Here is a 12,085-nt window from a genome sequence, read left to right on the forward strand (position 1 = left end):
ATTACTTCTCCAAGTAGTACATGTAGTCGGCCACGTTCTCCGGGGTCACGATCTGGGTGGGAACCGGGATGTTTGCCGGAGCGCCGCGTCCGCAAGCCAGGTCGATTGCCGAATTCATTGCCTCATGGCCGAATTCGAAGGTGTTCTGCTGGACCACGCCTTTAAGCCAACCGGCTTTGAGTCCGCCTACCGCCTGATCCGAAAGATCCCAACCGACTGCTTCGATTCGATCCTGCGCCTTCTGACTGTTGACCGCCGCGACGAGACCGATCAGTGCCGGCTCACCGGTTGCGTAGACGTACTTCATGTCGCCACCGCCGGTCAGCAGGTTCTCCGCCGCGGTCTGTGCGTTCTCCTGAATGTTACGTCCGTCCACGACGGTGCCGACGGTCATTCCGCGGCCGGTCACGGTCTCCGTGAAGCCCTTCTGCCGCTCCAACTGAACAGTGCTGTTGAGCGCGCCGACGATACCGACCGTTCCGGTGTTGTTCGCGACGTCGGCCAAGGTGTTTCCGATCTTGGCACCACCCTCGGCGTTGGCCGTACCGACCTGAGTCGACAGTGCCGGATCGTCGATGGTCGCGTCCACCGCGACGACGGGGATGCCCGCGTTCTTGGCCTTGACCACCGACGGCTTGATTCCGTCCGTGTCGATTGCATCGACGATGATCGCGTCGACTCCGGCGGCAATCAGATTGTCGAAGGCGTTGGCCTGCGCGACGGAATCGTCGTTGCCGCTGATGATCTGCAGGTCGACGCCTGCCTTGTCCGCGACGTTCTTCGCGGCATTGTTGATCTGGTTGAAGTACAGCGCCTGGAGGTTGATGGTCACCAGACCGACCTTGAGCTTGCCGTTCGTCCCGTCACAGCTTTCGGCGACCCGGGTCGGCTGCGGGATGGACGAGCCCCCCGACGCGTCCTTCGAGTCACTCGACGAAGCCGAGTCACAAGCGGTGAGCGTGAGCGCGACTGCAGCTCCCAGCGCCAGAGGCAATGCACGTTTCATCATCGAGTCTCCAAAAGGGTATGAGGGGTCAATGTTGCTGTGAAGCTGTCCAATTCATCTCGGGTGGGGCATCCGCGGGGGCCTGCGGTGGCGCAAGCCAATGCAGCCGATGCCCCGGCGAGTCGTGCGGCGTCCACCGGTGAGCGCCCGGCGTCGACAAAAGCGATGTACGTACCGCCGAAGCAATCACCGGCCCCGACTGCATCGACGACGTCGACCACTACTGCCGGTTCGCTCGTCACCTCGCCGTCCGGTGTGGCCAGTGTCCAACCTCGCGAGCCGTCGGTCACCAGCAGGTGGGTGTGGTGCTCGGCGGCCAGAGTCTGCCACTGGTCGAAACCGATCCCGAACTCGCCTTCCCACAGGGCACGCCCTACGACGACGTGGTCGGCCAGAGCGAACGCGCGCAGTGCCGCGGCTTTGTTTTCACAACCGTCCAGATCGATTACCAGACTTACGCTTCCCGGTAATTCATCCGGGAGGAAGAGCGCACGGTATCCGTCGAGGAACAGTCGTCCACCGCCGGCAGCGGCCAATCGGGTGACGACAACTCCGATGCGTTCGGCATCGTTCGGGTCGTCCTGGCTGATGATGGAGCGATCGCCGTCCTGCGCGATGAGAACAACTGCCGTCGACAGGAACGCATCTCGCGGCGACCAACTGGTGTCGACGCCGTCTGCCTCGAGGGATTCGAGAAACTCGGTGGACCGCGCGTCCGGGCCCACGGCACCGGCAAAGATCACTTGCGCGCCCATTCTGGCCGCGGATACCGCAGCATTTGCATTCATTCCACCGTCGATCTGACTGATGGCCGTTGCCTGAACGCGCTCACCGAGTACCGGTACGTGTGGGACATGTACCGTCACATCGTTGTTGGCGTATCCACAAAATACAATCATGGTTACTTTCCTGCGGCCCGGGACAGTTCGCGGACCTTCTCGCCTGCGACCCGTCCCCACCAGCGTCCATTGTCCTTCACCGAGGATGCAACTATCGCGCCGTCGCATTCCTTCATCAGCGCTGCGACATTGGCAGCCGTGATGCCGGAGCCGATGATCACCGGAAGAACGGTGTTGTCTCGGATCACGGAAACCTCGTCGACCGAAGCGGCGTCACCGGTGCGCGAACCCGTCGCGATCAGAACATCTGCGTCGAAGAACTCGGCGTCTTCGGTCTGTTCCGCGACAGTGCGGTCCGCGACAATGGCATGCGCACCGTGTTTGACGTGCACGTCAGCGAAGATCCGGACCGGGTCGGCGCCGATGCGATGGCGGAAGCGCGTCGTCTTGGCGGCCTGGCCCTCGATGAAGCCCTCATTGGCAATGTAGGCATTTGCCCACTGATTGACGCGCACAAAACTCGCGCCTGCCGCCCACGCTGCGGCCACTCCGCACTCGCCGGCGTTGGACAGGATGCTGACGCCGACGGCCTCGCCGAACTCGCCGACCACCGCTGCCGTGATGACTCCCATGCTCGCGGCGGTTTCGTATCCGTGTTCGCCGGGCTTGAGGAACGGTATGTCCCAGTGATTTTCGACGATCACACCGTCGAAACCGTTGTCGACATACGCGTGTGCTTCCTCGACGGCGAAGCGAGCAATTTCCGAAACCGGCTGCCCGGTGTAGTGCGGGCTGCCCGGCAGGGCCGGGAGGTGAATGGCCCCGATGAGAGATGGCGTGCCAGTGAACATCTCTGCCAGCGCCGAGGGCTTGGGCGGAAAGACTCCGAGCGGTGATGCGGTCACTTCAGCTACCCCATTCCATGCGCAAGATTTGCGCTGTATGTCCATGCACAAGATCTGCACACGATGTAATCGATTGCCTTGATGAATTAGCAGGTTATGCGATCAGCACCGGGTTGTGTCAAGGATTTCACAATTCGAATTTGTAAACGATTGCCTCAATCGCGTTACATGCGGGACACTGGACCGTGCGGTTCGATAACCTCGGACCCGAATCGAGCAGAAAACGGGGGACGCATGCGCAAGGCGACCATTCGCGATGTCGCGGAACTGGCCGGGGTGTCGACGGCCACCGTGTCGCGGGCACTGTCCGGATCCCGCCCTGTCTCGGACGAGCTTGCAGCGACGATCAAACGAGCCGCGGATTCTCTCGGATACTCGGGAAACATCATCGCCAGCTCGCTGCGTCGTAATCGGACGGACACTGTCGGAATGGTGGTTCCGAGTATCGCGAACCCCTTCTTCACTTCGCTGGTGGTCAACGTCGAACACGTCCTCGCTCAGCGCGGACTACAACTGTTCCTGTGCGATTCTCGTTCCGATCCCGACGTGGAAGCGCAGCGACTCAAGTCGCTCGTCTCCCGGCAAGTGGACGGAATCATCATCAGCCCGTGCCACGGCGAACTGAGTGCAGAAGCCGTCCGAGCCAGCGCGGCAACGCTTCCGGTCGTTCAACTGGACCGGTTTGCAATGGATACCCAGACGGACTGGGTCGGCGTCGACGACGACGCCGCTCAATCCCTGGTGATGGAGCATCTGTCGGAGCGTGGCGCGCAATCAGCCGCCTTCATCAGTTCCGAGCTGACCAATTCGTCAACAGAACTTCGCCGGGCCGGCTTCTTCCGCCACGCGGATCGAATGGGCATCGAAACTCGTGACGAGTGGACACAACTCGGCGAGTACTCGATCGAGTGGGGGCGCACGGCATCCAACATCATCCTGACCGGCAAAACTCGCCCCGACGCCCTGGTCTGCGCCGACGACTTGATCGCACTTGGCGTGTTGCAGACGTGTCACACATTGGGCATCGACGTTCCCGGCGACGTTCTGGTCACCGGTTTCGACAACATCCCATTCTCCGAATTGTGCAACCCACCGTTGACCACCGTCGGGCAGCCGCAGGAAAGAATCGCGGAAGAAGCTGTGCGACTTCTGGATCAGGCGATGAACAACTCTTCCGAGTCGACAGCCCACATCGCGCTTGCTCCTGAACTGATTGTCCGTCAGTCCACCGTCGGCCAAGCGGCGGCAACCGCACCGTAAGCAGCGATCGCATCGTCCAGTTCGGAAACCTTGACGCTTTCGTTGGCCGCATGCATCAGCGAGGGAGTGCCAGGGCCCCAGATCACGACGGGAGCACCAGGGGCGGCGGCGGCCAGTACCGAAGCGTCGGTGAAGTACGAAACCGGTTCGGTTGCAACAGGGATAGGCAGGGTGGCCAACCACGGGTCCGACGCGTCGGTACGCACACCTCCCAGATGAATCGACGTCTCCACCGAGTCGACTTCTGGTTGGGCTCGCCACCACGCGAGCAGGTCGGCGCCGTCTCCCACCGTGCGGTGATCGATCACCGCACGTGCACTGTCCGGCACGATGTTCGGAGCCGAACCCCCGCCGACCAAGCCGAGGTTCCAGGTTTCGGCACCCAGAAACGCGTCGGACGACAGCGGAAGCTCACGCCGGGCTCGGTCGACGACGTCAAGCAGTTTGAGGACGGCGTTGGTTCCTCGCTGCGGTGTACTCCCGTGCGCGGCTTTTCCTTTGACGGACACTTCGAGCCACAGTGCGCCGCGGTGCCCCAGGTTGATTCGGTTGCCCGTCGCCTCGGGAACGATGACGGCCCCGACCTCGAGATTCGCCACGGCGTCGGCCGAACGAACAGCCCCGAGCGATCCGATTTCCTCGTCGCTCGTCAGCAACAGCGCGACCGGGACTCCACGTTCGAAGGCTTCGACAACCGCGGCAGTAGCGGCAACAAGGCCGGCCTTCATATCCGATGTCCCTCTGCCGAGGAACAATTCGCCGTCGACCTGTGCGGCATACGGATCGAACTCCCAGTCGGAGACAGTGCCCACCGGCACCGTGTCCACGTGGCAGGCGAACAGGAGTCTGGCTGCCGAGGGTGCAGCTTCGTTGGTGATCAAGGCCCAGGGATGATTGCCGGTCAGGTCTGACTCCACCTTCGCCTGTGGCGCACGTGAGAGAACCAACGAGACAATCGAATCCATCGCCCGCTGTTGAGGAGCGGACTCCCCCGAGACCGTGTCGAGAGCTACCAGTTCCGAGAGAAGTCCGAGGGAATCCATGTACCTATTCTTGCACTGCCACGGATTCAGTGCGCTGCCAGCTGGGCGATGACAACGTAATTGTCGTCGGTCGACTCTCCTTCGACGACATCACAATTGGCGAGGATCAGCCGTCCCGGAACCGATTCGCGCAACTCGTGAGCGCCCAGCAGCGAACCTTTGTGCAGCGGCCCGACTGTTTCGACGTCGTACTCGAGTGTGCCGTTCGGTGTACCCAGGAGAATTCGATCGCCCGGCTCCACTACCCGGAGCGCCCGGAACGGTGCTTCGCGAGTGGTGTAGTTGTGGCCGACCACGACAACTGTTTGTGTGGTCGACGTTCCCGGCATTCCGCTTTCACCCCACCACACCGGCAGTTCGTCGACAGGATTCAGTTGCTGCCCACTCTCGCCGCCGCGCATCAGCTTCTCCGAGTGCAACGGACTGCTCAGGTACGTAACCCCGGACGCAGACCTCAACTCGATCCGCTCGGGTTCTGCCGGATCGACGGTCACCGAAGCCGGTGCAGCCGCGATATGCGACTGCACCGGCGAGCGGTCTGGTAGCGATCCTGCGTTCTCGCCCGAACATCCGGATGCGAGGAGGGCGAGGATCGCTACCGCCGAGAGGCCGGCGCTACGCAGACGTGTTGCCCGGGCCGTCATGACGCTTGCGACGAACAACCACCGTCGTAGCTGCTGCGGCGGCAGCGCCCACGACTCCGACGCCGATCAATACAGCCGGCAGGTTGGAGTTGCTGCTACCGCTGGTGCTGCTGCTTGCGGTGTCACCGAGAGCAAGGTCGACCGGGGGCAGGCTTCCGGCGAGCGCCGGATCGCCGTCGGCATCGGTGACGTAGTAGTCGACGACGTCGAAGGCTCCCTTGTTGTTGTAGTAGCCGACCAGCTTGACGCCGGTCTTGTTCACTACAGCGGTGGTCTCGTCGACCTTCGTGACCCCGGAGCCGTCGTCAGTGTGCTCACCGATGATCACTTCACCGCCGACGCCTGTTCCGTTGTCGATCTCCTTCTCGCCCTTTGCCTTGAGCTCGTCGACGATCTTCTGCGCTGCATCCGCTTCGGCCTTTGCGGCGGCTGCGGCGGCCTGAGCTTCCTTTGCCTTTGCTGCTGCGGCGTCGGCCGCCGCCTTCGCGTCTTCGGCGGCCAGGTAGAGATCCTGCGCCTTCTTACTCGCTGCTTCGGCAGCTTCGGCCTTCTTGGCGGCTTCGGCAGCCTTTTCGTCGGCGATTGCTCGCTTGTCGGTGGCCGCCTCCCCTGCAGCATCGGCCTCGGCCTGCGCCGTCTCCGCGGCCTTCTGTGCAGCGGCAGCGTCCTTCTGTGCGGAAGCTGCGGTAGCTGCCGCTTCATCAGCAGCCTTACGGGCGGCGGTGGCAGCTTCTACCTCGGTGGCGGCTGCGGACTCGGCTGCCTTGGCGGTGGTTTCGGCGGCGGTGGCCACCTTCTGAGTTTCCTTGACGGTGATCGCGAGCTGCTTGGCGTTCCATGCTGCGGCCAACGCCTGAGCCTTAGCGACGGCTGCCTTCGCGAAATCCCAGTTCTTGAAGGCTTCCTCGGCTTCCTTGTTCTTGTCCGCTACCAGTTTGGCGTTTGCATCCGCGGCAGCCTTCGCCTCATCGGCCTTGGCCTGCAGAGCATTAGCCTCGGCGCGCGCCTTTGCTGCCTCTTCGGTCTTGGGCCCCGAACCGGCGGCCTTCGCAGCCTCCTCGAGTTCAGCAGCCTTGGCTGCGGCCGCGTCGGCTTCTGCCTGAGCTGTTTTTGCTACCTCTTTCGCATCGGCCGCCGCGGACTCCGCAACCTTGGCTGCCTCTTCCGCTTCTTTCGCAGACTGTTCCGCGGCCCCGGCCTCCGCCTTGGCCTTGGTCGATTCGACCGCCGCCTTGGTTGCCTCGACGCTCGCCTGGGTCATTGCCTCGGTCGCCTTCACCGAAGTGTCTGTCGCTGCGGACGAGTCGACCCCTGCTGTCGCGGCTGCTTCGGCGGCCTTCGCTGCCGCGTCGGCAGCTGCCTTGGCTTTTGCTTCGGCTTCCGCCAGTGCTGCAGCGTCCGTACCAGCGGTTTCGGCACTGCCCGTGCCCGCGACCCCGGCTTCAACCTTCTCCGGCGTGGTCTCGGTGCTCGTCGCCGCGTCGGCGTCGGTGGTGGCAGCTGCCTCTTCCTCGGCGCAGGTCACCAGCGGATCAGCGCTCGGGGTACACACGGTTTCCGGCTCTGCCGATGCAATTCCCGTGCCGCCCACCGCCAATCCGAGAGCTAGTACGGCACCGGCGGCCGCAGAGCGGACCCTCCGAGAATGGGCGATGGACTTCTCCGACATAGCGCTCAACCTTTCGGCCTTCTTTACGAAGACGGCAATTCCGGCGTGGACAGCCTTTACTTCGTCGGCTGACTTCCAGACGTTACGACCGGTCGGTCCGAAAAATTGAGAGCTGCTGCTCTACCCGCAGGAATCAGGACCGCGGAACGCGCCCCATCAGGTAGAACTCCGGATTGGGCAGCATGCCGGAGAAACTCGCCATGCGATTGCTGAGCCCGAAGAATGCAGTGATCGCGGCGATGTCCCACGCGTCCTCGTCGCCGAAGCCGTGCACACGAAGGGCGTCGAAGTCGGCGTCGGCGATTTCGTGCGAGGCGGAGTTCACCTTGGTGGCGAAGTCGAGCATCGCGCGCTGACGATCGGAGATTTCTGCGGTGCGATAGTTGACCGCAACCTGGTCGGCAACCAGCGGCTTCTTCTCGTAGATACGCAGAATTGCGCCGTGCGCGACAACGCAGTACGTACATTTGTTGGCCGCAGAGATCGTGGTGACGATCATTTCTCGATCACCCTTGGTGAGTGCGGAATCTTCCTTGAGCATGATCGCGTCGTGGTATGCGAAGAATGCCCGGAACTCGGCTGGGCGCCGAGCGAACATCAGGAAGACGTTGGGCACGAACCCCGACTTCTCCTGGATCTCGAGAATCTTGGCGGCGATGTCCTCGGGCACCTCGGTCAATTCAGCCTGCGGAAATCGGGTGCTCACTGTGCCTCCTGGTCAACCATCGATGTTCGATTCAAGATAATGATGATTAACTGAGTTGTCCAGATGCATTTCCTGCCCTACTTTTTCGGGCACGGATAGTCGGGTACGGCCCAAGTGATCTGCGTAGCGTGAAACCCGTGAACAGGAAGACACGATGATCGACGGACTGAACCGCGCGCTCGACTACATCGAAAGCAATCTGAGCGGCGAGATCGAGACAGCCGAGATAGCAAGGCTGGCAACCACCTCGGAGTATCACTTTCGGAGGATGTTCTCGGCCCTGGCCGGCATTCCCGTATCCGAATACATCCGTCGACGTCGACTCACCCTGGCCGGTGCCGAGTTGTCCGTCAGCAGATCAGGAGTGTTGGAGACCGCCGTGAAGTACGGCTACTCGTCCGCGGAGGCCTTCACACGAGCGTTCACCGCATTTCACGGCGTGAGCCCCGGCGCGGTCAAACGCGCTCCCGCCGTTCTCAAATCCCAACAGAAACTTGTCATTCACGTGACACTGGAAGGAGCCACACCGATGGACTACATGCTTGTGGACAAACCTGCCCTGACGGTAGTCGGGTTCAAGACCCGGGTTCCATTGGTTCACGAAGGTCCCAATTCTGCGATCGAAGATTTCACCCGCTCCGTGGACAAGGTTGCGTTGCGAGGGTTGCGCGAGCTCTCCGATCAGGACCCGTCGGGAATCGTCAGTGTCGTCGACAATTTGGCGCATCCCAGAACCGAAGGCACAGAACTGGATTACTACCTGGGAGTGGTCACCGGCAAACCTTCACCCACGGGTTTCGATGCGCTGACGGTCGACGCACACACGTGGGCCGTCTTCACCGCCGACGGGTCGGAAATCGAATCTGTGCAGTATTTGTGGCGAGATATCTACACGGAATGGTTCCCTGCCAACCCTTTTCGCTCCGTACCTGGTCCCGAGATCATGCGTACCGAATACAACGACGATTTCACCGTCGCACGGTTCGAGCTCTGGATTCCGGTCGAGAGCGAGCTGAGCGACGTCGGGGCGTAAAACAGCCGCCAGGTCGGATGGAAGTCACGACCCGGCGGCTGAGCCATCAGATGAAACAGACTGTCAAAGAATCAGTTTCGCCCCGGTAGCAGCAACCACGTCCTCGACGCTGATGCCCGGCGCCGTCTCCACCAGGCGGAGACCGTCGTCAGTCACGTCGATCACGGCCATGTCGGTGATGATTCGCTGGACGCAGCCCTTACCGGTCAGCGGAAGCGAGCACTTCTCGACGATCTTGTGCTCACCCTTCTTCGAGACGTGCTCCATCATCACGATGACGCGCTTTGCGCCGTGGACCAGGTCCATCGCGCCGCCCATGCCTTTGACCATGTGGCCGGGGATCATCCAGTTCGCGAGGTCTCCGGTGGCACTGACCTGCATGGCACCGAGCACGGCAACGTCGACCTGGCCGCCGCGGATCATGCCGAACGACGCTGAGGAGTCGAAGAACGACGCACCGGGGAGAACGGTGATGGTCTCCTTGCCCGCATTGATCAGCTCGGGATCGAGTTCGTCCTCGGTCGGGTACGGCCCCACGCCCAGAACGCCGTTCTCCGAGTGCAATACAACGGTGATGTCTGTCGGGAGGTAGTTCGGAACCAGCGTCGGCATACCGATGCCGAGGTTCACGTACTGCCCGTCCTCGAGTTCGCGCGCGACGCGGGCCGCCATCTCTTCGCGGGTGAGTTTGGTGGGTAGTACAGAAGTCATGCTCGTACCGTCCGATTCTCGATGCCGACCGTCACGGGGCCGACGTGGACAACACGCTGAACGTGAATGCCCGGCGTGTGGATCTCGGCGGGGTCGAGCTCACCCGGCTCTACGAGGTGCTCGACCTGCGCAATGGTGATGCGCCCCGACGTTGCTGCAGCCGGATTGAAGTTCTGGGTACTCGCGCGGTAGACGAGGTTGCCGTGCCGGTCACCTTTCCAGGCATGGACCAGTGCATAGTCGGCGACGATGCCGCGCTCCATCACGTAGGTGACGCCGTCGAAGTCACGAGTTTCCTTGGGCGGACTGGCAACTGCGATGCCGCCGTTACCGTCGTAACGCAGTGGCAGGCCGCCGTCGGCGACCTGGGTGCCGACGCCGGCCGGGGTGAAGAACGCGGGGATGCCCGCTCCCCCGGCGCGCATGCGCTCGGCGAGCGTGCCCTGCGGCGTGAGTTCGACTTCCAGCTCACCTGAAAGGTACTGACGCGCGAACTCCTTGTTGGAGCCGACGTACGAGCTGACAGTCCGACGGATACGCCCCTTCTCAAGAAGCACTCCGAGCCCGAACCCGTCGGTGCCGCAGTTGTTGCTCACCGTTTCGAGTGATGTCGCGCCCTGCTCGAGGAGCGCATCGATGAGGATTTCCGGCACTCCGACGAGCCCGAAACCTCCGACAGCGATCGTGACGCCGTCCGGCACGTCGGCGACGGCCTCGGCAGCAGTGGGAATGACTTTGTCCATCATGTCGATCACAGTAGCGCGACCCGTACGTATTGTGAACCCCCGTCCGCATAACGAACATATTTCGCCCCCGGCATTGCCTGGGTCACATCTACGAACTATTCTGTTCGCAGAGCGCAACACATGTACACATTGCGAACAACTTCACGTAACCGAACGACGAGGTTCCCTATGCTGCATCTACCGCCGAGGTACCAGCGGCCGACTGGCGTCAACGCCCCGGCCGATTTCGCGGACTACAAGACGACTTCCCTTCGCCACCCGAAGCAGCCGCTGAAGCTGCTCCCCCAGCGGCTCACGGAGCTCACCGGGCCGGTATTCGGCGAAGATCGCGTCGGCGCCGGCGAAAACGACCTGACCATTGCCAACGGCGGCGAAGCACAGGGACAGCGCATCGTCGTTCACGGCCGCGTACTCGACGGCGACGGAAAACCCGTCCCCCACACACTGCTCGAGGTGTGGCAGGCCAACGCCGGTGGACGCTACCGCCACACCGGCGACAACTGGCCCGCGCCGCTGGATCCGTTCTTCAACGGCCTGGGTCGCTGCGTCACCGACGCGAACGGCCACTACAGCTTCACCACGATCAAGCCGGGCGCCTACCCGTGGATGAACCACGACAACGCCTGGCGACCGGCACACATCCATTTCTCGCTGTTCGGCACGGCATTCACGCAGCGCCTCGTGACGCAGATGTACTTCCCCGACGATCCGATGTTCTTCCAGGACCCGATCTACAACGCGGTACCCGAAGCAGCACGTCACCGCATGGTCAGCGTCTTCGACTACGACGCCACAGTCCCCAACTGGGCTCTCGGGTTCCGCTTCGACATCGTCCTGCGCGGCCGTAACGCCTCCGTATTCGAGAACGAGGAAGACCACGATGACTGATCACACCGCGAAGCCCGCACCCACTTATCCGGTCGTCCCCGGCGACTTCACCACCGCCCCCTTCGGTGTCACGCCCTCTCAGACCGTCGGGCCGTACTGGCACATCGGCCTCCCCTGGACGGACGGCCCCGACGCCGCTCCCGCCGATGCCCCCGGACGAATCACGCTGGCCATCACGGTGATCGACGGCGCCCGTACACCCGTCGCCGACGCGATGATCGAAACATGGCAGGCCGATACGCTCGGACGCTTCAACCATCCGGACGATCCCCGTGGCGCAGTGGAGCTCACTCCGGCTGGTTTTCGCGGATTCGCCCGCAGCGCAGCGGATCCCACGGGCACTGCATTGGTCCACACTGTCAAGCCCGGTGCGCAGCCCACTGAAACGGATGCGGACGAGGCCCCACACGTGAACGTGTCGGTCTTCGCTCGCGGCATGCTCGACCGCCTGGTCACCCGCTTGTACTTCCCCGAAGACGCCGACGCACACGCAACAGATCCGGTGCTGTCCTCACTGAGCGAAACCGAACGCGCGAAGCTGGTTGCAACCAAGGTCGACGGTGGGTACTCCTGGACGGTCTATGTTCAGGACGAGGACGCGAACGGCGTCGAGACGCCCTTCTTCGAGCTGTAAG

At 62.6% G+C, this 12,085-nt stretch carries 13 protein-coding genes; 4 read left to right on the top strand and 9 right to left on the bottom strand.

Translation table 11 applies throughout. The features are described 5' to 3' along the window. Position 1: 1 nt before the first annotated feature. The 3 genes from QRN54_RS13590 to QRN54_RS13600 are packed head-to-tail and all read right to left on the bottom strand — an operon-like array spanning position 2 to position 2,750. A complete protein-coding gene (locus QRN54_RS13590) occupies positions 2-1,009 on the bottom strand; it encodes a substrate-binding domain-containing protein (RefSeq protein ID WP_019745494.1) in 1,008 nt (335 codons plus the stop codon). Further along, positions 1,006-1,905, bottom strand: coding sequence for a PfkB family carbohydrate kinase (locus tag QRN54_RS13595; RefSeq protein WP_058037938.1), 900 nt, complete (start codon positions 1,903-1,905; stop codon positions 1,006-1,008). The genes QRN54_RS13590 and QRN54_RS13595 overlap by 4 nt, the downstream gene beginning before the upstream one ends. Positions 1,906-1,907: 2 nt before the next feature. After that, positions 1,908-2,750: a BtpA/SgcQ family protein gene (locus QRN54_RS13600; RefSeq protein WP_285182145.1), complete on the bottom strand. Its 843-nt coding sequence runs from the start codon at positions 2,748-2,750 to the stop codon at positions 1,908-1,910. A 234-nt stretch (positions 2,751-2,984) separates the two neighbouring features. On the opposite strand from QRN54_RS13600, the gene QRN54_RS13605 reads away from it, so the two are divergent. Beyond that, positions 2,985-4,010, top strand: a complete 1,026-nt coding sequence (locus QRN54_RS13605) for a LacI family DNA-binding transcriptional regulator (protein WP_285182146.1) — start codon at positions 2,985-2,987, stop codon at positions 4,008-4,010. On the opposite strand, the gene QRN54_RS13610 is transcribed toward QRN54_RS13605, so the two are convergent. The 4 genes from QRN54_RS13610 to QRN54_RS13625 form a co-directional block, all read right to left on the bottom strand. Next, positions 3,971-5,053, bottom strand: a complete 1,083-nt coding sequence (locus QRN54_RS13610) for a M20/M25/M40 family metallo-hydrolase (protein ID WP_083056572.1) — start codon at positions 5,051-5,053, stop codon at positions 3,971-3,973. The genes QRN54_RS13605 and QRN54_RS13610 overlap by 40 nt on opposite strands. Before the next feature lie 26 nt (positions 5,054-5,079). Beyond that, positions 5,080-5,697 carry a sortase domain-containing protein gene (locus tag QRN54_RS13615; protein ID WP_003940455.1) on the bottom strand — a complete coding sequence of 206 codons (618 nt, stop codon included), beginning with the start codon at positions 5,695-5,697 and terminating at the stop codon, positions 5,080-5,082. After that, the gene (locus QRN54_RS13620) at positions 5,669-7,366 is read right to left on the bottom strand and encodes a hypothetical protein (protein ID WP_064443676.1); all 1,698 of its coding nucleotides are present in this window, start codon (positions 7,364-7,366) and stop codon (positions 5,669-5,671) included. The genes QRN54_RS13615 and QRN54_RS13620 overlap by 29 nt, the downstream gene beginning before the upstream one ends. 133 nt (positions 7,367-7,499) lie before the next feature. Further along, positions 7,500-8,072, bottom strand: coding sequence for a peroxidase-related enzyme (locus QRN54_RS13625; RefSeq protein ID WP_003940498.1), 573 nt, complete (start codon positions 8,070-8,072; stop codon positions 7,500-7,502). A 154-nt stretch (positions 8,073-8,226) separates the two neighbouring features. Between QRN54_RS13625 and QRN54_RS13630 the strand changes: the two genes are divergently transcribed. Further along, positions 8,227-9,105: an AraC family transcriptional regulator gene (locus tag QRN54_RS13630; RefSeq protein ID WP_064443675.1), complete on the top strand. Its 879-nt coding sequence runs from the start codon at positions 8,227-8,229 to the stop codon at positions 9,103-9,105. 63 nt (positions 9,106-9,168) lie between these two features. On the opposite strand, the gene QRN54_RS13635 is transcribed toward QRN54_RS13630, so the two are convergent. Then, positions 9,169-9,816, bottom strand: coding sequence for a CoA transferase subunit B (locus tag QRN54_RS13635; RefSeq protein WP_003940102.1), 648 nt, complete (start codon positions 9,814-9,816; stop codon positions 9,169-9,171). Beyond that, a complete protein-coding gene (locus QRN54_RS13640; RefSeq protein WP_007730016.1) occupies positions 9,813-10,559 on the bottom strand; it encodes a CoA transferase subunit A in 747 nt (248 codons plus the stop codon). The genes QRN54_RS13635 and QRN54_RS13640 overlap by 4 nt, the downstream gene beginning before the upstream one ends. A 171-nt stretch (positions 10,560-10,730) precedes the next feature. Between QRN54_RS13640 and pcaH the strand changes: the two genes are divergently transcribed. Both pcaH and pcaG read left to right on the top strand, forming a co-directional pair. Beyond that, the gene (gene pcaH / locus QRN54_RS13645) at positions 10,731-11,450 is read left to right on the top strand and encodes a protocatechuate 3,4-dioxygenase subunit beta (protein ID WP_007730015.1); all 720 of its coding nucleotides are present in this window, start codon (positions 10,731-10,733) and stop codon (positions 11,448-11,450) included. Next, positions 11,443-12,084 carry a protocatechuate 3,4-dioxygenase subunit alpha gene (pcaG, locus tag QRN54_RS13650; RefSeq protein ID WP_042446987.1) on the top strand — a complete coding sequence of 214 codons (642 nt, stop codon included), beginning with the start codon at positions 11,443-11,445 and terminating at the stop codon, positions 12,082-12,084. Before pcaH ends, pcaG begins: the two co-directional genes overlap by 8 nt. The last annotated feature ends 1 nt before the right edge of the window (position 12,085 follow it).

The sequence above is a fragment of the Rhodococcus sp. MEB032 genome (genome assembly GCF_030208925.1).
GTDB classification, from domain to species: domain Bacteria; phylum Actinomycetota; class Actinomycetes; order Mycobacteriales; family Mycobacteriaceae; genus Rhodococcus_F; species Rhodococcus_F qingshengii.